Below are 20,511 nucleotides of genomic sequence, written 5' to 3' on the forward strand. Positions count from 1 at the left end.
CAGATCGCCCCACAACGCCTTGGCCATCGCGGCAAACCGCTCTGCCATCGGACCATCACGCAGCGGCGTAGCCCGATCGGCGGCCTGACGTAAGGCCGGATCGAGCGGCACTTCGCCCAGAAACGGCCGTTCCAGCGTCTGCGCCATCTTTTGCGCGCCACCGCGGCCGAAAATCTCAATCGGCGTACCGTCGGCACCGACGAAATAGGCCATGTTCTCGATAATCCCCAGCACCGGTATCTGCGTCTTGTCGAACAGGGTCACGGCGCGGCGCGCGTCGATCAGCGCCATGTCCTGCGGCGTCGAGACCACCACCGCCCCGTCGATCAGCGTCTTTTGTGTCAGGGTCAGTTGCACATCGCCCGTGCCCGGCGGCAGATCGACGATCAGCACATCGAGCGGGGCCTCCGCCGTGCCCCATTGCGTCTGAGTCAGCAACTGCGTCAGGGCCTGCGACGCCATCGGCCCGCGCCAGATCATCGCCTGATCGGCATCGACCAGAAAGCCGACCGAATTGACCTTCAGGCCAAAGGCCACCGGCGGCAGCATCTTCTTATCATCACTGAATGACGGCGGTGTATTTAGCCCCAGCATGACCGGCCCCGACGGCCCGTAAATATCGGCATCCAGCCAACCGACATTCAGCCCCAGCGCCTTCAGCCCCAGCGCGAGATTGAGCGAAACGGTGGACTTGCCCACCCCGCCCTTGCCGGAACCGACCACAACAACATATTTCACATGATCCGGACGGGCCGTAGCCACCGGGGCTTTGGGCTTGCCCTGATCGGCGGCCTGCGGCGACAGTTTGGCCTGCGGGCCGGGACGCGGCGTATGCGGTTCGGCCACTTCGGCGGTCAGGACGACCTGCGCCTTTTCGATACCGGGCAGGGCCGCCAGAACCGCTTCGGCAGCCTCGCGCACCGGCGCATAGCGTTCGACCTGTGCCGCCGACACCTCCAGCATGAAACCCGCGCGCGTGCCCGATACGGTCAGACCCCGCACCAGCCCGGCCGTGGCCAGCCCCTGCCCGCTCACCGGGTCGATGACGGTATTGAGCGCGTCGAGTACCTGCTGTTTGTCGAGATCAGCCATATTTGTCTTTCCGTAGAATGCCCTGCGCCGTATAGGCGGAAATAGAAACGACACAACCCCTTTTGCAGACCCTGCCGATGCCAGACCCTCACATTCTGTTGCTGGGCGGCCCGACCGCTTCGGGCAAGACGGCGCGCGCGCTGGATTGGGCGGCCAAAACCGGCGGGGTGATCCTTAATGCCGACTCGATGCAACTCTATGCCGATGTGCCGTTGCTGACGGCGCGGCCGGATGCGGCAGAAAGCGCGCAGGCCCGGCATGAGTTGTATGGCTTTTTACCCCCGGATCAGCAGTGGTCCACTGGCGACTGGCTGCGCGCTGCGCTGCCCTTTATCGCCGCCGCACAAACGGGCGAAACGCCCCTGTGCATCGTCGGCGGCACGGGGCTCTATTTTCTCACTCTGGTGCGCGGACTGGCCGAAATCCCGGAAATCGAGCCTGAGGTGCGTGAGCGTGCCCGCACCACCTACGACGAACAGGGAGAGGCCTGTGTGCGCGACATCCTGCGGTCGCTCGATCCCGTAACTGAAGCGCGTCTGGCCCCTAATGACCGACAACGCCTGTGCCGCGCGCTGGAAGTGGTGTGGCAGACGGGGCGGGCGCTCAGCGACTGGCAGACCGACACCCACCCCATTCTGCCGCCGGGCAGCTATCGCTTCGACATCCTCAAACCCGACCGCGACGGGCTCTATGCCCGCTGCGACCAGCGGTTTGACCTGATGCTGGAACGCGGCGCACTGGACGAGGTTCGCGCCCTGATGGAAGCCGGCCTACAGGCCGACTGGTCCATTCTGCGCGTGCTGGGCCTGCCGGAACTGTGGGCGCATCTGAAGGGCGAAATGACGCTGGATGAGGCCCGCACTCTGGCCAAACAGAAGACCCGCAACTACGCCAAGCGGCAGACGACCTTTTTCGGCAATCAGTTTCCTGTCACCTGATCCAAAATCAGCCCGCGCGACGCTGAGCGGGATTGCATCCGCGTGTTTTATCATATAATTAAAAAACCTCATTTGCCTATTGTCTGACTAAAAGGCAGGGTTTAATCAGGCTGTTACGGCATCCGGCGTGAACCGGCGCCAAATGACTATGGGAAACGCAAAACAGCTCCTTTATGGGAAAGGCCTGACGCCATGACTCTCCGCAATTCGTCTGCGCTCGCAGCGCTTGTTCTGACGCTGATGGGCGTCAATGCCGCCCAGGCCGCCACCGCCACCAGCGAAACCTTCGGCAAGCTGTCCGACGGCAGCGAGGTTAAGGCCGTGGTGCTGAAAAACGCCAAGGGCGTTTCGGCCAAGGTCATCACCTATGGCGCAACCCTGCAATCGCTGTGGGCCTCGGATCGTCAGGGCAAGGCCGCCGAAATCACCATCGGCTATGACGATCTGAAGGGCTATGTCGAAACCCCGCAATATCTGGGCGTCACCGTCGGTCGCTACGCCAACCGCATTGCCAAGGGTAAGTTCACGCTGGATGGCAAGACCTACACGCTGGCCACCAACAATAATGGCAACCACCTGCACGGCGGCCTGAAAGGCTTTGACAAGGTCAACTGGACCCTGGCTGCGGTCAAGAGCGGTGGCAAGACGGGCGAGGCTTCGGCCACCTTCACCTACACCTCACCGGATGGCGAGGAAGGCTATCCCGGCACCATGAAGATTGAGGTGACCTATAGCCTCAATGAAAACAACGATCTGACCATCCGCTACAAGGCGACGACGGACAAGCCGACCATCGTCAACCTGACCAACCACGCCCTGTTCAATCTGGCGGGTGTGGGTTCGGGCCGCTCGGCGCTCGAAGCCTCGCTGCAACTGGAATCCGACGGTTATCTGCCCACCAATGAAACCGCCATTCCCTACGGCAATATCGCCCCGGTCAAGGGCACACCGTTCGATTTCACCAAGCCGGCGGTGATCAATGAACGCGTGCGCGACGCCCGCGATCCGCAAATCCTGATCGGCCTCGGCATCGACCACAACTACGTGCTGCGCGGTGGTGTGACCAAGACTCCGAAACAGGCCGTCACCCTGATCGACGCCAAGTCGGGCCGCGGCCTGAAAATCCTCACCACCGAGCCGGGCATCCAGATGTACACCGGCAACTTCCTCGACGGGAAGGTTCCGGGCCGCAACGGTCAGGTCACCCGCATGGGCGACGCCGTGGCCTTCGAAGCCCAGCACTTCCCCGACAGCCCGAACCAGCCGCAGTTCCCGACCACCCGTCTGAACCCCGGCGAAACCTACACCCAGACGACGGTTCACCACCTCTTCGTCGCCAAGTAATCCAAGAAGTAAAGAATCCCCACACCGATGTCCGACCGCAACCTCTCCCGTTCCCAGACCAAGCTCCGTTCGCGCGCCTGGTTCGACAATCCTGAAAACGCCGACATGACCGCGCTCTACCTTGAGCGTTACATGAATTTCGGCCTGTCGCTGGAGGAGTTGCAGTCGGACAAGCCGATCATCGGTATCGCTCAGACCGGTTCTGACCTCAGCCCTTGCAACCGCCATCACCTTGAACTGGCCAAACGCATCCGTGAGGGCATTATCGAAGCGGGCGGTATTCCGCTGGAATTCCCGGTCCACCCGATTCAGGAAACGGGCAAGCGCCCGACGGCGGGGCTTGACCGCAATCTGGCCTATATCGGCCTCGTCGAAGTCATCTACGGCTATCCGCTGGACGGCGTCGTGCTGACCATCGGTTGTGATAAGACGACCCCGGCCTGCCTGATGGCCGCCGCCACGGTTAACATCCCGGCCATCGCCCTGTCGGTCGGCCCGATGCTCAATGGCTGGTACAAGGGTGAGCGCACCGGTTCGGGCACCATCGTGTGGAAGGCCCGCGAGCTGCTGGCCGCCGGGGAGATCGACTATCAGGGCTTTATCAAGCTGGTGGCGTCTTCGGCCCCTTCGACCGGCTACTGCAACACCATGGGTACGGCGACGACCATGAACAGCCTGGCCGAAGCGCTGGGGATGCAGCTCCCCTACTCGGCCGCCATCCCGGCCCCGCACCGCGACCGTCAGGAATGCGCCTACCGCACAGGCAAGCGCATTGTGGACATGGTGCACGAGGACCTGAAGCCATCGGACATCCTGACCAAGGACGCCTTCATCAACGCCATCCGCGTCAATTCGGCCATTGGCGGCTCGACCAATGCCCCCATCCATCTCAATGCGCTGGCCCGTCATATCGGCGTGGACCTGAAGATCGAGGAATGGCAGCAGTACGGCGAAGAGGTGCCGCTGCTGGTCAATCTGATGCCGGCGGGTGAATATCTGGGCGAAGACTACCACCACGCCGGCGGCGTCCCCGCCGTGGTGGGGCAGTTGATCAAGCACGGCCTGATCCATGAAAACGCCCTCACCGCCAACGGCAAGACCATCGGCGAAAACTGCCGCGATGCGGTCATCGAAGACGAGCGCGTCATCCGCCCGTTCGAGCAGCCGCTGAAGCTGGCCGCCGGGTTCCGCGTCCTGTCGGGCAATCTGTTCGACTCGGCGGTGATGAAGGTCTCGGTCATCAGCCCGGAATTCCGTGAGCGCTACCTGTCCGATCCGGCCTCGCCCAACGCCTTTACCGGCCGCGCCATCGTGTTTGACGGCCCGGAAGACTATCACCACCGCATTGACGACGAATCCCTGAACATCGACGAACACTGCATCCTGTTCATGCGCGGTGCCGGCCCTATCGGCTATCCGGGTGCCGCCGAAGTCGTCAATATGCGCGCCCCCAACTACCTCCTGAAACGCGGCGTCACCTCGCTGGCCTGCATCGGCGATGGTCGTCAATCCGGCACGTCGGGCTCGCCATCCATCCTCAACGCCTCGCCCGAAGCGGCGGCAGGCGGCAACCTCGCCATCCTGCAAACCGGCGATCAGGTGCGCGTCGATCTCAACGACAACACGGTCAACGTCCTGATCTCCAATGCCGAAATCGCCGAGCGCCGCGCCGCGCTTGAGGCCGCCGGTGGCTTCCAGTATCCGGCGCACCAGACGCCGTGGCAGGAAATGCAGCGGGGCGTCGTCGGTCAGATGGGCTCGGGCATGGTGCTTGAAAACGCCGTCAAGTATCAGCGCATCGCTCAGGTCGGTGCGGGCGTACCGCGCGACAATCACTAGATCATTATGATTCCTAGTAGAAAGATAATGATCTAGATTTTTGTTTTGCCCCTCGCCGGGCGGTGGCTGCGCCACCTTGGCCGCCGCCTCAATGGCGGCTTGAGCGGAATGATTCCATCAGAAATCATTCCGCTCTAAAACCTGCAACTGTCTCTGTTTGATCAACCGCCGGGGATCACCCTCCGGCGGTTTTTTATTACCACCTGATCAGAGTTAATACTTTTTATCCCGCGCAAATGTTCGTCAGGTCCTGACGTATAGCGGACATCATTTTCCGTGCAATATATTACCGCCAAATACAATAAATAGCCCAATTCATAACCAAAACGAGCGCATTAAACACGATCTTTACACTTAAGCATCTATACGTTCTGTAATCGCGTTATCTGTTGCGGGTGGTTACCTATGTCGATTCGTTTGCGCCTGATGGCCCTGATTGCTGCCTTCGGCGTCATGGCCCTGCTGATTACCGGCCTCGCCCTGGTGTCTCTGGATCGCTACAAGACCATGATGAGCGAGTACGGGGCTGCCTACAAACACGCGTATGACATTGAACGCATCAACCGCATGGTCAGCTCAATCGTGATGGAGTCGCGCGGCATCTACCTGTCCAAGGACACGGCCGAAGCCTCGGTATTTGCGGGCCACCTTACCCGCAATCTCGATCAGCTGGAGCAGGCGCTGAACGACTGGCGACTGTCAAAAGACGCAGAAGAGCGCGAAGATTACAAACTGATCGAAGCCGCCGCGCGTGACCTGATCGCCAGCCGCCGCACCGTGGTCAAACTGGCGAACGAAGGCGATATCGCCAAGGCCACAGCCGTCGGGACGGGCGACCGTGACAATCGCATAACCCTTCAGCAGAGGCTCGACAGTCTGGTGGTCCAAGCGCACAAGGAACTGGCGCAGACTCAGGCCGAAGCCGTCGCCTTTTCACAACAGCGCAGTCAGACCTTCCTGATCATGGCGCTGGTCTCCATCGCCGCCATACTCGGTCTGTCGGCCTGGGCCATTCTGCACTTCATCACCCGCCCTCTGCGTCATGTGGCGGGAACTATCATCAGCCTGTCGGAAGGGCATCTCGACACGCCCGTCCCCGAAGCCGAGGGCAAGGATGAGGTGGACGCTCTGTGGCGCGCCATAGGCCGGCTCAAGGCCCACGCCATCGAAGCGGAAAAGATCGTCGCGGCTCAACGCGAAGCCGAACGCCTGCAAGCGCTGGAAGCGCGTCAGCTGATACTGGACTGACCCGATTTGCGGTAAATGGTCGAGCGGTGGATACCAAGCGCCCGCGCCGCCGCACTGACATTGCCGCCATGCGCCTCAAGCGCGCGCCGGATGGCCGCCGTCTCCACATCATCCAGCCGCTCCTCGGTAAGGTTCGTCATCGCCGGGGCCGTGCCATCTTCATCGCAGCGCGCGTGATAGAGCCGCCCTTCGTGGTCGCGCAGGTGCAGCGCGCCAGGCCGCAAGCCCCCGGCATCAAACAGGTCGTCAAAGCGCAGGCTGTCAAGATCGTCCCAGTTGCGCCCGGTGAGCGACAGACCACGACGGTTGGCGGCAACCACCACCCCGTCGCGGAAGACCAGTATGCCTTCGCGCGCCGCGCCCAGCAGGCTGGAATCGCTGTGGAAACGCAGGGTCTGGCACGACTCAAAGCCTTCGCGGAACAGACGGTGCTCGATCTGTTCGACGGCCAGCCGCATCAGGCCCAGCATGTGTCCACCCTGCATATGGGCCGGGGTGGAGAGGTCAAGCACCCCCAGCACAGCCCCACGCGGGTCTATAATGGGTGTCGCCGCGCAGCTTAACACGCGGTGCGCCTGAAAGTAATGCTCAGCGCCGTTGACCGCCACGGGGCGGCGCTCGGCAATGGCCGTACCGATGGCATTGGTGCCGGTGCCGTCCTCGCTCCACAGGACGCCGGGGCGCAGGGCCACCTCCGCCGCCTTGCCCGCAAAGCCCGGATCACCCACAGCATCCAGAATTTCGCCGCGCGCATTGGTCAGGATGACGATGCCCGAAAGCTCACGCGCCTCGGCGTGCAGGGCGTCCAGCTCCGGCCGCGAAATGCGGCGCAGCGCCTCGTGCTTTTCGTGCAGCAGGCGCACATCGGTGGTCGAGGGCGCTTCGGTGCGCGGGTCGGCGGCGGCGTTCAGCCCCATATCGGCGCAGCGTATCCACGAGCGAAGTATGGCGTGCCCCACCTGATCGACGGGCAGGCTGTGCTTTTCGAAGAAGGCCTTGCGCGCCGCCTCGACGCGGGCCGGATCGTTGGTCATGGTTTCCTGCCGCTTTTATCGTTTGCTCCGGTCATTATGCGCCCGGTTCAGGCCGCTGTCACCTGTCGCAGAATGCGACATATTCGACACCTGTGATGCAGCCTGCGACAGCAGGGATTTGCGGGGTTTCACAATGCGCGTGATGCTGCGGCGCATCATGTTTGTCCGTCCTTGCGGGCCTGCCTGTCACGGGCGCAGGCTGGGTGCCTCAGGGGGCGTAGCCCAATCAAACAAGGACAACTCGCATGACCAAGCATGAACGCGATCTCACCGCCGCCACACCGTTCAAAACCCGCTACGGCAACTTTATCGGCGGGGAATGGGTCGAGCCGGTCAATGGCCGCTATATGGACAATATCTCGCCGGTGAACGGCCAGAAGCTATGCGAAGTGCCGCGCTCCGACGCACAGGACATCGAACGTGCGCTCGATGCCGCCCATAAGGTCAAATCGGCCTGGGGGCGCACCTCGGTGACCGAGCGCTCCAACATCCTCTTGAAGATCGCCGACCGCCTCGAAGCCAATCTCAGCCTCGTCGCCGAAGCCGAAACCTGGGACAATGGCAAGCCGCTGCGCGAAACCACCGCCGCCGACATTCCGCTGGCCATCGACCATTTCCGCTATTTCGCCGGCTGCATCCGCGCGCAGGAAGGCTCGATCGGCGAACTGGACCACGACACGGTCGCCTATCACTTCCATGAGCCTCTGGGCGTCGTGGGTCAGATCATCCCGTGGAACTTCCCCATTCTGATGGCCGCATGGAAGCTGGCCCCGGCTCTGGCGGCCGGTAACTGCGTGGTGCTGAAGCCCGCCGAACAGACCCCGGCCTCGATCCTTGTCGTCGCCGAACTGATCGCTGACCTGCTGCCGCCGGGGGTCCTCAACATCGTCAACGGCACCGGTATCGAGGCCGGCGCGCCGCTGGCCAAGAGCCCGCGCATCGCCAAGATCGCTTTCACCGGCTCGACCGGCGTGGGCAAGGAGATCATGCGTTCCGCCGCCGACAACCTGACCAACATCACGCTGGAACTGGGCGGCAAGTCGCCCAACGTCTTCTTCGCCGATGTGATGGACGAAGACGACGCCTTCCTCGACAAGGCGCTGGAAGGCTTTGCCTTCTTCGCCCTCAATCAGGGCGAGGTCTGCACCTGTCCGTCGCGCGCTCTGGTCCACGAGTCGATCTATGACAAATTCATGGAAAAGGCCATCAAACGCGTCGAAGCCATCACCCAGGGCGACCCGCTCAACATGGGCACGATGATCGGCGCTCAGGCCTCGCTGGAGCAGTACGAGAAGATCCAGAAATATCTCGATATCGGCAAGGCGGAGGGTGCCAAGGTGCTGACCGGCGGCGAAGCCAACCACCTGTCCGGCGACCTGAAGGACGGTTTCTATATCAAGCCGACCATCTTCGAAGGCCACAACAAGATGCGCGTCTTCCAAGAGGAAATCTTCGGTCCGGTCGTCTCGGTTACCACCTTCAAGACAGTGGAAGAGGCCATCGAAATCGCCAACGACACCATCTATGGTCTGGGCGCCGGTGTGTGGAGCCGCGACATGAACACGGCCTATCGCGCCGGTCGCGGCATTGAAGCGGGCCGCGTGTGGACCAACTGCTACCACGCCTACCCGGCCCATGCGGCCTTCGGTGGCTACAAGCAGTCGGGCATCGGGCGCGAAACGCACAAGATGATGCTCGACCACTATCAGCAGACGAAGAACATCCTCGTCTCCTATCAGCCGGCCAAGCTCGGCTTCTTCTGATCGGAAACGCAAAAAGCGCGGGGGCTTTAGAGCGAAATGACTTCTAATGGAATCATTTCGCTCAAGCCGCCATTGAGGCGGCGGCCAAGGTGGCAAAGCCACCGCCCGGCGAGGGGCTAAACAAAAGCTGGATCATTATGTTTCTACCAGAAATCATAATGATCCAAAGTCGCCGCGCTGTTTTTACGCGCGCCCATCCGTCGCATGGCGGTACGCACCGCCCCGGCTCAATATCATCCTCGTCCCCATCCGCAGGAGAAACGCACAATGGCCAGAACCATGAAGGCCGCCGTCGTCCGCCAGTTCGGTAAGCCCCTCACCATTGATGAAGTGCCGGTGCCTGAACCGGGTGAAGGCCTGATTCAGGTCGCCATTCAGGCGTCTGGCGTCTGTCATACCGATCTGCACGCCGCCGAAGGCGACTGGCCGGTGAAGCCCAATCCCCCTTTCATCCCCGGTCACGAAGGCGTCGGTTACGTCTCGGCGGTGGGTAAGGGCGTCAAGCACGTCAAAGAAGGCGACCGCGTCGGCGTGCCGTGGCTCTACACGGCCTGTGGCCATTGCCGCCACTGTCTGGGCGGGTGGGAAACCCTGTGCGAATCCCAACTCAACACCGGCTATTCGGTTAATGGCGGCTTTGCTGAATACGTGGTGGCCGATCCGAACTTCGTCGGTCACCTGCCCAAAAACATCAGCTTTACCGAAATCGCACCGGTCCTGTGTGCGGGGGTGACCGTCTATAAGGGGCTAAAGGTCACCGACACCAAGCCCGGCGACTGGGTGGTTATTTCCGGCGTCGGCGGTCTGGGCCACATGGCCGTGCAGTATGCCAAGGCCATGGGGCTGAACGTCGCCGCTGTCGATATTGATGACGCCAAGCTCGACCTCGCCCGCCGTCTGGGCGCGACCGTGACGGTCAATGCCAAAACGGAAGCCGATCCCGCGGCCTATATTAAAAAAGCCACCGATGGCGGGGCGCAGGGCGTGCTCGTCACGGCGGTTTCGACTACCGCCTTCAAACAGGCGCTCGGCATGGTGTCGCGCGGCGGGACGGTGTCGCTCAATGGTCTGCCGCCGGGGGAATTCCCCCTCGACATCTTCGGCATGGTGCTTAATGGCGTCACGGTGCGCGGCTCGATTGTCGGCACGCGCCTCGACCTTCAGGAATCGCTCGATTTCGCCAGCGATGGCAAGGTCAAGGCGACCATTGCCACGGAAAAGCTCGAAAATATCAACGACATCTTTGCGCGTATGCACAAGGGGCAGATCGAAGGCCGCATCGTGCTTGACCTGACCGCCTGAGCGCCTGTGACGCGCAAGCCGACGCCCTGCCCCCTCCCCCGCAGGGCGTTTTTTTATACCCGCGCAACCCGCCCTTGTCTTGAGATCGCTTTCAGAGAATAGTGTTACGCGTGCTTATGTGGAGGGGACATGCCATTCTATTCCGAGACAAAACCGGTCGCCGAAATGGGACTGAAATACGCTCCGACCATGCCGTCTGCGCTTCTGGTGGCGGTGCTGGACGGCGACATCGAGCGCGAAGGGCGCACCACCGCCGTGCTTTGTGAGAGCTTTGTATATGAAGATCAGATCGAGGGTCTGAGGTTTCGTGTGCCGAAAAGCTATATCACCGACTTCGCCTCCATCCCGTGGCTGGTGCGCGGCCTGATCCCTGCCTTTGGTCGCCATGCCAAGGCGGCGGTCGTGCACGACTGGCTCTACGCCGTGGGCGAACCCGACATGCGGGCGCGTGCCGATCGCGTCTTTCTCCATGCCTTGCGTGAACTGAAGGTGGCGTGGGTCAAACGCCTTATTCTGTACGCGGCGGTGCGACTGGGCGGCAGCAGCGGTTACAATAAGGAACGCCGCATCTGGAACCGGACCTTTGCGGACTGGCGCGATGGCAAGCGTCTTGAGATTGCCCCGTTCGAACGCCATACGGCCTTCAGCGGCGAAACCAACGGCCCGCAGCCCCTTTGACACAGCTTTCGAGAAGGGCCTCTATCGGCATAGGCCGCTCGATTCACTCCCACTGCGCAGTCGAAAACCAAAGCAATACCTTCCTCACCTGAAGCCATTAGTCACAGCACGACCTGAGCCTAAAATGTTTATCGGATACGGCCTCTGAATTGACGGATGCAGTGAGCTAGCTTAGATGCTGGAGAAACAAACCAGTCAATGTTATCGTCAGAAAAAGTAAAATCTGCTTCACTAATTTTCCCCCATGCACCATGTTGACCAGCTAAAAACATCATAGCAGACGCGATACAAACCGGTTGGTGGCGAAGCACATAATGCTTTTCGCCTCGTGACAAAATGTATATTTTTGGCTTTCGTATTTGATTTAATTTGACACTAAATTCAAGCCGACAGTAATCATCCAAGCATATAGACATATTGTCCGACGGGGGAGAAAGATCGCAATTAACAAATCCCGTATAATGGATTTCAATTTTTTTCTTGCTTAAAACCGAAGCAGTTTTAACTGGGGTAACAATCTCAGAAAGGGCGAATATAGTACTTAAAGAGACCGTCTCATTTTCCCCACCATCGCTGTAAAATTGGAACGTTGAAGAACTATCCGGATTCGGATCAAGTAAACTCCAGCCAATTGGCCTCAAATGCGAGTACCGCGTATCACCGGGTTGAAAAATTTCACACGTATCATCGGTTACAGCTTTAGAGCTTGAACAACCGGTGAAAAAAATGGCCCCTAGTATGGTTAGAAAAAACGTCTTCATCTTCTCCTCCGCCCTTCGACGGGCAACCACAGGTAGCTGAGCCTGCCAATTTATCCATTGTTACGCTCATGCCAGATGACAACGGTTTTAATTCACGGTCAACTCGCATGACTTTCTGCGGCCGTTTGATGGGGGGCGAAAAATCCCGCGTGCCCTCTTTCGCCGGGCGGACGAACCGCCTATATTAGAGATGTTCCCTCGGGAACTATGGGGATAAACGCCCACGTAATAAGCGGACTGGACCCGGGTGCGATTCCCGGCGGCTCCACCATTTCCCTCCGTTTGCGGAGCTTATATGGGGCCGATCAGCATCGACAGACGTGTAAAGGTGTAGCCTTCCCTCAGTTTGAGCCTCTGTGATCGGCTCAAAATTATAGTTGCGAACGATAACTTCGCTTCGGATCAAGCTCTTGCTGCGTAATGCGGCGGATCTAATCCACCTAAACTCCTAGGGCTTAAGCTCCCTAGGCGGGGCCCGGCGAGGGCCTGGCAACAGAACCTCGCCACTTCCTCCAAATTCCGATCAGGCCCTCGCCAATTGTAAGTGAAGATGGGGGACGCCTGGCAACAGAAGTCCAGCACCTTCCCAACATTTCGAGGGCCTTGCAACAGAACCTCGCCACCCTCCCACTTATTGCGATGAGGCCCTCGCGTTCTCAAACCAAGATTTGGGGCCTGGCAACAGAACCTCGCCACTTCCTACCTCCAAAGCCATCACAAGTCGGGGAAATCTCGCACCGGCAGGCATTTTGCTGTTTTGTTTCAGCCGCACCGTGTTAAGTCTGGGGCAGATTTAATCCCCCCAGAGCGTATTTCGTTCATTCTGAATCGAAATAACGCTCTAAATTTCTGGTTTAACGCGCTTTTTTATCCGAAAAGTGCATTACACTTTTCGGAAAGCGCTCTAATGCAGGTGCCCCGCCCGACATGACCGATACGCCGTCCGTCATTGACCACATGGATTATGCGACCCTGACCCAGAACGCGCTGCGCGGTGTGATCCGCGAAGCCCTGATCAAGGCGTCGCACCCGCACGGCCTGCCCGGAGACCACCATTTCTACGTCACCTTCCTGACGCGCGCCGAAGGCGTGACCCTCCCGGACGACCTGCTGAAACGCTATCCGCGCGACATCACCATCGTGCTGCAACACCAGTATCGCGAACTGAAGGTCGATGGCGACCGCATCAGCGTGACCCTCAGCTTCGGCGGCGTGCCAAAGGTGCTGCGCTTCCCGCTGTCGGCCATCACCCGCTTTTATGACCCCAGCGTGCAGTTCATCCTCGAATTCGACGTCGAGGAACCGCTGGAGGCCAATGACGATGAGGGCCTGATCGCGGAGCCGACCGCAACGGCTGATATGGCCAAACCGACCGAGCTCGATCCCGACGCCCCGCCCCCCGATACGGGCCCGAAGGTCGTCTCGCTCGATCAGTTCCGCAAGAAATAGCCGCCGCCTTCGCAGGGTTTCGCCACATGCGCCGACCGTCTGCCCGCCTGATAGCCCTGCTCACCGCCGGCTGCCTCGTTTTGGGGTTGAACCTGCCTAGCGTGGCGGCCACGCCGGTGCCGCCCGTCGAAGCCCCACCCGCCGAAGTCACGCCCGCGCAGGTCAGCCCGCCCCCGACACCGCGGGCAACGCGTACAGCCCCGCGTCGGGCCGCCCCTCCGCCCGTCGTGACCGAACCCGCCCCGGTCAATCGTCCGGTCAGCCCGGAAGACATCGAATCCTTTACCGACGCCACCGTCTCGGCCCTGATGCAGCGCGATCATGTGCTGGGGGTCACCGTCGCCGTGGTGCAGGGCGGTACACCGCTGCTGATCAAGGGCTATGGCTATGACCGCCTGACGCCCCACCGGCCGGTCGATGCCCGCACCAGCCTGTTCCGCATCGGCTCGATCACCAAGACCTTTACCTGGATCGCCGTGCGGCAGGAGATCGAGGCCGGGCGAATCCAGCTCGATGGCCCCGTCGCCGCCTATCTGCCCGAAGATATTTTCGCCAGGGACCGGCGGTTCAAACCCATCCGCATGCGCGATCTGATGGCCCATACGGCGGGGTTTGAGGACACCTCTCTGGGCCACCTCTTCCGGCTCGAAGACGGGCGCATCGAATCGACCGACACCTATTTCCGCCGCCACGCGCCGCAGCGCCTGCGCGAACCGGGCAGCTTCGCCACCTATTCCAACTACGGCGCGGCACTGGCCGCACGTGCCGCCGCCCGTACCGCCGAGGCGAAGGACGTGCCGACCCTGATGGAAGCACGTATATTCCGGCCGCTGGGCCTCGGCTCGACCACCCTGCGCGAGCCCTATGACCCGGCGCTGATCCACCCCAATGCCGCCGCAGAAGGCCTGCCCGCACCCATGCCGGGCGGCCTGTCCGACCGCCTGTCACAGGGCTTTATCTGGGATGGCGCCACCTTCCGGGCGCAGCCCTTCGACCACGCCCTGCCTATGGCCGGGGCGCTGGGGGCCTCGACCACCGCCGCCGATATGGCACGCTACATGTCCATGTTGCTGGGCAACGGCAGTCTTGACGGCGTGACCCTGTTCGGTCCAGCCTCGGCTCAGGCCTTCCGCTCGCCGCTACTGACCATGCCTAAGGGCTATAATGGCTGGGCGTCCGGCCTGCGTATAGGCGAAACGGCGCAGGGCCTGAAGACATACGGCCACACGGGCGCGACCCTGTGGTTCAACGCCAATATGATTCTGGTGCCCGAACGCAATCTGGGCATCTTCATTGCGGCCAACACCGAAACCGGCGACACGCTGACGCGCGCCTATCCCGAACTGCTGATCCAGCACGTCGAAGGCGGCGTAACCCCCGCCCCACGTCAGCCGCCGCAGACCTATGCCGCCGATCGTGCCTATTTCGACTCCTTGCGCGGGGCCTATGTTTCGACGCGGCGTGCCTATGGCGGGCTGGAAGGCGCGGTGACGCGGCTGATCAACACGGTGGAGGTCGATGCCGATGCACAGGGGCGTCTGATCGTCTCCGCGCCCGACGGGTCCTCGGCCTATGTCGCGGCGGCAGCGCGTGGCTTCTTCATTCCGCAGGAGGCCAATCCGCTGGGGCCACAGATCGGCAATGATGGCCTGCATTTCCTGTTCAGACCGCAGGGCGGCCGCGCCACCGCCTTTGAAACCAGCACCAATATGGCCCGCTTCGAGCGCGTCGGCTGGGCGCACCGGCCTTCGACCCTGTATAATCTGACGGCGCTCATGCTGGGTTCGTGCGTGCTGGTGCTGATGGGGCTCAGCCGCGTGGGTCAGCGCGATCACCCGACCGAGGCACAGGTCACCGCGACGTGGATGTCCTACGCCACCGCTGCTGTGTGGATACTGGCCATCGCCCTGTTCAACACCTGGCGTCAGGGCCTGAGCGGCGACCCCAGCGCCCTGTTCACCCACTGGCCCAGCGGTCAGTTACAGATGGCGTCGTGGCTGGCGGTCCTGGCCTCTCTGGCCACCCTGTTTCAGCTCGGTAGCCTCTACCGCGTCTATGAAGAGGCCCATTATCACGCCGACGGCTGGGCCCTCTGGCAAAAGGCGGCGCATACGGCGCTCAATATCGGCTGGCTGTGCTATGCCATCCTGCTGATGAGCTGGGGCGCGCTCACGCCGTGGGGGTAATTCACCGCTTCAGCGCATAGACGCGGATATGGATTTGCTCGCGTTCGCCTTCGAAGCGTTCGACCAGCAGCCGCGCCACCTGACTGTCATCGTGGAAGACAAACCCCTTGATGGCATCGAGCAGCGCCTTGGCGAGGTTATCGAGGTCCATCCACGGCGGATCACCGACATGCTCCATGCGAATTTCGACCGCATAGTCGCCCCAGGCCGGACGCGACCCGCGCCACTCCTTACGGAAAAACTCATAGACCAGCGGCTTGTAATATTTGGCCTGCGTCGTCAGACCATCAATGAAGAGCTCAATCCCCTCATCGGTTTCCCGCGCCCGCACCTTGCCAAACACGCTCCAGGTCACGGCACGGCCCTCACCGGCACCGTGATGTCGCAGACGGAAAAATCCGCACCTTTTTCGGCCCGCTTCGCCTTGACCAGCGCCACAAAGGCCGCGCCGGTAGTGTTCATGATCTCCAGTTTCGGGCGCTCAGCCGCGGGCATATCAGCCAGCAACCGCACCTGAAGCATCGCGTCGGGTTGCGCCGGGGGTTCGCCCACCTTCAGGGCCGCCAGCGCTTCGAAGCCGGACACGACCCGGCCCACGACCGTATAGTCGCGGTCAAGTCTCGGCACGCTATCGCGCATCAGATAAAGCTCGCTATTGGCCGAGTCAGTGGCCTCGCCCCGTCCCATGCCCAGCACGCCGCGGCAGTGCGTCCCCCAGGCCCGCACAGCCCGACTGCCATCACTGGCGGGCGACATATGCCGGTCCGTCATCGCCACATAGGGCACCGCGCCGATAAAGCCGGTCGTCGCCCCATCGGGTTGCGCCACCACCGTGTGCGGCACCGAGTCGCTCAGCCTGAACACCGCCTCCAGCGGCAGGTCCGGCAGGGTGCTGCGACCACCGTCCTTATTGTTCGGATTACCGGTCTGGGCCACGAAATGGTCGATCACGCGATGGAAAAGCAGGCCGTTATAAAAGCCATGCCGCGTTAGGTCTTTGATGCGCGCCACACCCTGCGGCGCCATTTGCGGGCTGAGGGCGATGATGACCCGCCCCTGCGTCGTCTCTAGGATCAGCGTATTGTCGGCATCAAGCGGCGTCCAGTCCTGCGCGGCCGCTGCCGTCGCCAGCAAGCCTAACGCCGCAATGATCCCCGCCCCCCAAGCCTTCATCACGCCTTCTCCACGAAGCTGTCGATGACCTTCTTCTCGCCCGAAATGTCGAAATTGACCACCAGCTTGTTGCCCTCGGTTTCGACCACATGGCCATAGCCGAACTTGCTGTGGAAGACGCGAGTGCCCACACTGAGGCCCTTAGACGGTTGCGGCTTGGCGGCCGGTTGCCGGTGCGGTTGCGGCTTTTTCTCCAGCCGGCTCATATCGACACCGGACAGGCGGTCACTGAAGCGGCCCTCGGGTTTCGTTTCGCTTTTCGTATGGTTCGGCTGATAACCCGCCCCATAATTGTCTTTGGCCCAGCGGCTTTCCTGCGATTGCCAGCCCGCCTGATTATAGCCGGTCTGCGACGTCGCCTCGACGTGGTCGATGGGCATTTCGTCGATGAAGCGCGACGGAATCTGGCTGGTCCAGCGACCAAAGACCTGACGATTGGCCACAAAACTGACCCGCGCAATTTCACGCGCCCGCGTCAGCCCGACATAGGCCAGCCGCCGCTCCTCCTCCAGCCCTTTCAGGCCGTTTTCGTCCATCGAGCGTTGCGACGGGAAGACGCCCTCTTCCCAGCCCGGCAGGAAGACCACCGGAAATTCCAGCCCCTTGGCGGCGTGCAGGGTCGAGATTCGCACGCTGTTTTCACCATTGTCGCGCTCCAGGTCCATGACCAGCGACACATGCTCCAGATAGGCTTCGAGATTTTCGAAGTCCTGCATGGCGTTCATCATTTCCTTGAGGTTGTCGATGCGCGTCCCGCCCGACGTCTTGTCAGCGCGCTGCATGTCGTAATAGCCGCTCTCGGTCAGCACCATGTCCAGCAGCGCATCATGCGATATGCCTTTCAGCGCCGCCACCCAGCGGTCGTAATCGCGCAGGAACCCGACCAGAGGCGTTTTGGCCCGCGCCGGCAGTTCATCGGTCTGCACCAAATCACGCACCGCAGCCATGACGCTCTGCCCGGCCAGGCGCGCCTGCATCAACAGCTTCTGCACCGTGGCGTCGCCTATGCCGCGTTTGGGCACATTGACGATGCGCTCAAAGGCCAGATCGTCGTCTTCGGACTGGATCAGGCGCAGATAGGCGATGGCGTCGCGGATTTCCGCCCGCTCAAAGAAGCGCGGGCCGCCCACCACCACATAGGGGATTTGCAGCATCAGGAAGCGTTCTTCAAAGGCCCGCATCTGGAACGAGGCACGCACCAGAACCGCCATGTCCGAATAGGCACGGCCCTGCTTTTTCAGACGCTCGATATCCTCAGCGATGCCCTGCGCCTCGGCGGCCCCGTCCCACAGGCCCTGCACGCGCACCTTTTCGCCGCCCTGCTGATCGGTGAACAGGGTCTTGCCCAGACGCGCGCTGTTGGCGCGGATCAGGCCCGACGCCGCCGACAGGATATGCTGAGTCGAGCGGTAGTTGCGCTCCAGCCGGATGACCTTCGCCCCCGGATAGTCGCGCTCGAACTTGAGGATATTATCGACCTCGGCCCCGCGCCAGCCATAGATGGACTGATCGTCGTCACCGACGCAGCAGAGGTTACGATTGGCATTGGTGAGAATCCGCAGCCACAGATACTGCGCGATATTGGTGTCCTGATATTCGTCCACCAGCACGTATTTAAACCGCCGGTGATAGTGCGCGAGGATGTCCGGATGTTCGCTGAGGATTTTCAGCGTGTGCAGCAAAAGGTCGCCGAAATCACAGGCGTTCAACACCCTCAGGCGTTCCTGATACTCGGCATAGAGTTCCGGTCCCTTGTTGAAAGCGAACTGCGCGCCCTCGTCGGCGGTCATCTTGGCCACCTTATCCGGCGTCAGCCCCTTGTTCTTCCACTGGTCAAGGAAGTGCGCCATCAGCTTGGGCGGGAAGCGCTTGGTGTCGATGCGCCGCGCCTCCATGATCTGCTTCAGCAGGCGCGTCTGATCGTCGTCGTCGATGATGTTGAAGCTCGACTTCAAGCCCACCAGCTCGGCATGACGGCGCAGCATCTGGGCGGCGATCGAGTGGAAGGTGCCCAGATTCGACAGGCCTTCCGCCGACGGCCCCACCAACCGCGTCGTGCGTTCGCGCATTTCGCGCGCCGCCTTGTTGGTGAAGGTGACGCAGAGGATTTCCCACGGTTTGGCCAACCCCTGCGCCAGAATATGCGCAATGCGCGTGGTCAAAACGCGCGTCTTACCCGTACCCGCGCCAGCCAGAACCAGCACCGGCCCTTCGGTCGAACGCACGGCGTCGGCCTGTTCAGGGTTCAGACCTTTGAAAAAATCGCTGCTGAAAGAGGCCCCGTTGACCGAGGCCCGCTGACTGATGGGGATGGAAACGTCTTCGTTCATGTCGCTCAGTCTAGCCCGTTCGCCGGGCGGAACCAAACGGAAACATCACGCCTCAGAGCTTATGCACAGGGCCAGACCGCGCTCAGACGGCCTCGGGCTTACGTTTCTTGCTGCCGCCTGCCTTTTGCTGCACGAAGGCCAGCGCCGACAGGCGACAAAAAGAGGCCAGCAGGCTTTCGCCGCGCTTCGTATCAAGCTCGGCGATCAGCGCCGCCAGACTGATTCGGCGCTCCTTGGCCATCGTCTCCAGCACCGCCCAGAACTCCGGCTCCAGTGCAACAGAGGTCGCGTGTCCGGCAAGATTAACCGATCTCTTTCTTAAACCCGGCATAGTGTCCCTCCTGTCCAGGCAACGCTTTGCAGCATCAACACGCCCCCGGCGACGCTGCACTCTTTGTGAATTCAATGGACGATATCGGTATAAACCCAACAATTCTGATTTATTATTGTGGTAATATTAAACCGCTACATCCATGGCCGTGAAAAAACTATGTAAACTCTTGTCATTTTACATAAAAACGTCAACTGTTTTCGGAATTATCCACATCCTTACGCTTCTGTCCGTCGAGCAGGCGCTCGCGACGCGCCTCGTCTTCACGCGCCGCACGGCGCAGATGACCCGGCAACCCGAAAGTGACGCGGTTCTGAGCCGCCTGCGTCTTATCGCGCTCGCGCTGTCGCGTCTTGCGCGCCTTGTTCAGATTGATCACGTCACTCATGAATTTTACTCAGGGTCTTACTGGCGGCCGCACACTTCGGACCGGTGCATTTTTTAAACGCAGCGTCAACAATCGTTCATTATACAGCGCTGCCGTTGCAAATAAAAGAAAATTAAGCTGCGTTCGAAACTAAAGCCTTTATAATTTTCATCAAAACATCGTTACGCCAAAAACGCAACCCCTTGCTTTATTCTTCTTTTCCGGAACTTACGCATGACCCTCATTCTCAACATTCTTTGGTTCATCTTCGGCGGCTTTGTGGCCGGTCTGGCCTGGTGTCTGGGCGGTTGTCTGCTGGCCATCACCATAGTGGGCCTGCCGTGGGCCGGGGCCGCCTTCCGCATCGCCGGTTTCAGCTTCTTCCCGTTTGGCAAGGCCATTGCTGACCGTGACCTGATGACCGGTCAGGGCGATCTCGGTACGGGCGGCATGGGCGCGCTGATGAACATTGTGTGGATTCTTCTGGGCGGCTGGTACATCGCACTGGGGCATCTGGTTCTGGCGCTGGCTCAGGCGGTGACCATCATCGGCATCCCCTTTGCCCTCAAAAATGTGCAACTGGCGTGGCTGGCGCTCGCCCCCGTCGGCAAGATCGTCATTGAAAAGCCCTGATCCCCTCCTGTAGATATCCGGAAAACCTGTTCCGGAGAGTCAG

The 20,511-nt window shown here is 61.0% G+C and carries 18 protein-coding genes and 1 other RNA gene; 11 read left to right on the plus strand and 8 right to left on the minus strand.

What is annotated here, in order from left to right:
- A partial coding sequence (locus Q0072_RS14110) for an Mrp/NBP35 family ATP-binding protein (protein ID WP_298331295.1) occupies positions 1-1,092 on the minus strand: 1,092 nt, incomplete at its 3' end.
- A 77-nt stretch (positions 1,093-1,169) separates the two neighbouring features.
- On the opposite strand from Q0072_RS14110, the gene miaA reads away from it, so the two are divergent.
- From miaA to Q0072_RS14130, 4 genes are all read left to right on the plus strand, one after another.
- Positions 1,170-2,030: a tRNA (adenosine(37)-N6)-dimethylallyltransferase MiaA gene (gene miaA, locus Q0072_RS14115; RefSeq protein ID WP_298331297.1), complete on the plus strand. Its 861-nt coding sequence runs from the start codon at positions 1,170-1,172 to the stop codon at positions 2,028-2,030.
- Positions 2,031-2,222: 192 nt separating this feature from the next.
- The gene (locus Q0072_RS14120; RefSeq protein ID WP_298331299.1) at positions 2,223-3,374 is read left to right on the plus strand and encodes an aldose epimerase family protein; all 1,152 of its coding nucleotides are present in this window, start codon (positions 2,223-2,225) and stop codon (positions 3,372-3,374) included.
- Positions 3,375-3,401: 27 nt separating this feature from the next.
- Positions 3,402-5,213 carry an IlvD/Edd family dehydratase gene (locus Q0072_RS14125; RefSeq protein WP_298331301.1) on the plus strand — a complete coding sequence of 604 codons (1,812 nt, stop codon included), beginning with the start codon at positions 3,402-3,404 and terminating at the stop codon, positions 5,211-5,213.
- 405 nt (positions 5,214-5,618) lie between these two features.
- A complete protein-coding gene (locus Q0072_RS14130; protein ID WP_298331302.1) occupies positions 5,619-6,461 on the plus strand; it encodes a HAMP domain-containing protein in 843 nt (280 codons plus the stop codon).
- On the opposite strand, the gene Q0072_RS14135 is transcribed toward Q0072_RS14130, so the two are convergent.
- Positions 6,443-7,495 (minus strand): sigma-54-dependent Fis family transcriptional regulator, encoded by a 1,053-nt coding sequence (locus tag Q0072_RS14135; protein WP_298331304.1) that lies wholly within the window; start codon positions 7,493-7,495, stop codon positions 6,443-6,445. The two genes, Q0072_RS14130 and Q0072_RS14135, sit on opposite strands and share 19 nt — an antisense overlap.
- A gap of 245 nt (positions 7,496-7,740) precedes the next feature.
- Here Q0072_RS14135 and adh point away from each other — a divergent pair, with 245 nt between their 5' ends.
- From adh to Q0072_RS14150, 3 genes are all read left to right on the plus strand, one after another.
- Complete coding sequence (adh, locus tag Q0072_RS14140; protein WP_298331306.1) at positions 7,741-9,258, plus strand: aldehyde dehydrogenase; 1,518 nt, start codon at positions 7,741-7,743, stop codon at positions 9,256-9,258.
- 267 nt (positions 9,259-9,525) lie between these two features.
- Positions 9,526-10,560, plus strand: coding sequence for an alcohol dehydrogenase AdhP (gene adhP / locus Q0072_RS14145; protein ID WP_290794636.1), 1,035 nt, complete (start codon positions 9,526-9,528; stop codon positions 10,558-10,560).
- Between the two features lie 129 nt (positions 10,561-10,689).
- Entirely contained in the window at positions 10,690-11,238 is a 549-nt protein-coding gene (locus tag Q0072_RS14150; RefSeq protein WP_298331310.1) for a DUF1353 domain-containing protein, read from the plus strand.
- Positions 11,239-11,366: 128 nt separating this feature from the next.
- On the opposite strand, the gene Q0072_RS14155 is transcribed toward Q0072_RS14150, so the two are convergent.
- Positions 11,367-11,999 (minus strand): hypothetical protein, encoded by a 633-nt coding sequence (locus Q0072_RS14155; RefSeq protein WP_298331312.1) that lies wholly within the window; start codon positions 11,997-11,999, stop codon positions 11,367-11,369.
- Between the two features lie 153 nt (positions 12,000-12,152).
- Here Q0072_RS14155 and ssrA point away from each other — a divergent pair.
- From ssrA to Q0072_RS14170, 3 genes are all read left to right on the plus strand, one after another.
- Positions 12,153-12,507, plus strand: a transfer-messenger RNA (tmRNA) gene (gene ssrA / locus Q0072_RS14160).
- A gap of 419 nt (positions 12,508-12,926) precedes the next feature.
- Positions 12,927-13,448 carry a ClpXP protease specificity-enhancing factor SspB gene (locus Q0072_RS14165; RefSeq protein WP_298331315.1) on the plus strand — a complete coding sequence of 174 codons (522 nt, stop codon included), beginning with the start codon at positions 12,927-12,929 and terminating at the stop codon, positions 13,446-13,448.
- A gap of 26 nt (positions 13,449-13,474) precedes the next feature.
- Complete coding sequence (locus Q0072_RS14170) at positions 13,475-15,634, plus strand: serine hydrolase (protein ID WP_298331317.1); 2,160 nt, start codon at positions 13,475-13,477, stop codon at positions 15,632-15,634.
- A 1-nt stretch (position 15,635) separates the two neighbouring features.
- Here the strand turns inward: Q0072_RS14170 and Q0072_RS14175 are convergent, their stop codons facing one another.
- From Q0072_RS14175 to Q0072_RS14195, 5 genes are all read right to left on the minus strand, one after another.
- Entirely contained in the window at positions 15,636-15,989 is a 354-nt protein-coding gene (locus tag Q0072_RS14175) for a RusA family crossover junction endodeoxyribonuclease (protein ID WP_298331319.1), read from the minus strand.
- The gene (locus tag Q0072_RS14180) at positions 15,986-16,807 is read right to left on the minus strand and encodes a peptidylprolyl isomerase (RefSeq protein ID WP_298331342.1); all 822 of its coding nucleotides are present in this window, start codon (positions 16,805-16,807) and stop codon (positions 15,986-15,988) included. The genes Q0072_RS14175 and Q0072_RS14180 overlap by 4 nt, the downstream gene beginning before the upstream one ends.
- Entirely contained in the window at positions 16,807-19,137 is a 2,331-nt protein-coding gene (locus Q0072_RS14185; protein ID WP_298331321.1) for an ATP-dependent helicase, read from the minus strand. The genes Q0072_RS14180 and Q0072_RS14185 overlap by 1 nt, the downstream gene beginning before the upstream one ends.
- 82 nt (positions 19,138-19,219) lie before the next feature.
- Positions 19,220-19,468 carry a ribbon-helix-helix domain-containing protein gene (locus Q0072_RS14190; RefSeq protein ID WP_298331323.1) on the minus strand — a complete coding sequence of 83 codons (249 nt, stop codon included), beginning with the start codon at positions 19,466-19,468 and terminating at the stop codon, positions 19,220-19,222.
- 190 nt (positions 19,469-19,658) lie between these two features.
- Positions 19,659-19,856 (minus strand): DUF4169 family protein, encoded by a 198-nt coding sequence (locus Q0072_RS14195; protein ID WP_298331325.1) that lies wholly within the window; start codon positions 19,854-19,856, stop codon positions 19,659-19,661.
- A gap of 213 nt (positions 19,857-20,069) precedes the next feature.
- On the opposite strand from Q0072_RS14195, the gene Q0072_RS14200 reads away from it, so the two are divergent.
- On the plus strand, positions 20,070-20,468 hold the full coding sequence (locus Q0072_RS14200; RefSeq protein WP_298331327.1) for a YccF domain-containing protein: 399 nt from the start codon (positions 20,070-20,072) through the stop codon (positions 20,466-20,468).
- Positions 20,469-20,511: the final 43 nt, after the last annotated feature.

It is taken from the genome of Asticcacaulis sp. (assembly GCF_027484505.1).
GTDB lineage: Bacteria > Pseudomonadota > Alphaproteobacteria > Caulobacterales > Caulobacteraceae > Asticcacaulis.

Bases quoted from the DNA above. Each gene is read 5' to 3' on its own strand.
- miaA (WP_298331297.1), top strand. From the start codon at position 1,170: ATGCCAGACCCTCACATTCTGTTGCTGGGCGGCCCGACCGCTTCGGGC.
- Q0072_RS14120 (WP_298331299.1), top strand. From the start codon at position 2,223: ATGACTCTCCGCAATTCGTCTGCGCTCGCAGCGCTTGTTCTGACGCTG.
- Q0072_RS14125 (WP_298331301.1), top strand. From the start codon at position 3,402: ATGTCCGACCGCAACCTCTCCCGTTCCCAGACCAAGCTCCGTTCGCGC.
- Q0072_RS14130 (WP_298331302.1), top strand. From the start codon at position 5,619: ATGTCGATTCGTTTGCGCCTGATGGCCCTGATTGCTGCCTTCGGCGTC.
- Q0072_RS14135 (WP_298331304.1), bottom strand. From the start codon at position 7,495: ATGACCAACGATCCGGCCCGCGTCGAGGCGGCGCGCAAGGCCTTCTTC.
- adh (WP_298331306.1), top strand. From the start codon at position 7,741: ATGACCAAGCATGAACGCGATCTCACCGCCGCCACACCGTTCAAAACC.
- adhP (WP_290794636.1), top strand. From the start codon at position 9,526: ATGGCCAGAACCATGAAGGCCGCCGTCGTCCGCCAGTTCGGTAAGCCC.
- Q0072_RS14150 (WP_298331310.1), top strand. From the start codon at position 10,690: ATGCCATTCTATTCCGAGACAAAACCGGTCGCCGAAATGGGACTGAAA.
- Q0072_RS14155 (WP_298331312.1), bottom strand. From the start codon at position 11,999: ATGAAGACGTTTTTTCTAACCATACTAGGGGCCATTTTTTTCACCGGT.
- Q0072_RS14165 (WP_298331315.1), top strand. From the start codon at position 12,927: ATGACCGATACGCCGTCCGTCATTGACCACATGGATTATGCGACCCTG.
- Q0072_RS14170 (WP_298331317.1), top strand. From the start codon at position 13,475: ATGCGCCGACCGTCTGCCCGCCTGATAGCCCTGCTCACCGCCGGCTGC.
- Q0072_RS14180 (WP_298331342.1), bottom strand. From the start codon at position 16,807: ATGAAGGCTTGGGGGGCGGGGATCATTGCGGCGTTAGGCTTGCTGGCG.
- Q0072_RS14185 (WP_298331321.1), bottom strand. From the start codon at position 19,137: ATGAACGAAGACGTTTCCATCCCCATCAGTCAGCGGGCCTCGGTCAAC.
- Q0072_RS14190 (WP_298331323.1), bottom strand. From the start codon at position 19,468: ATGCCGGGTTTAAGAAAGAGATCGGTTAATCTTGCCGGACACGCGACC.
- Q0072_RS14195 (WP_298331325.1), bottom strand. From the start codon at position 19,856: ATGAGTGACGTGATCAATCTGAACAAGGCGCGCAAGACGCGACAGCGC.
- Q0072_RS14200 (WP_298331327.1), top strand. From the start codon at position 20,070: ATGACCCTCATTCTCAACATTCTTTGGTTCATCTTCGGCGGCTTTGTG.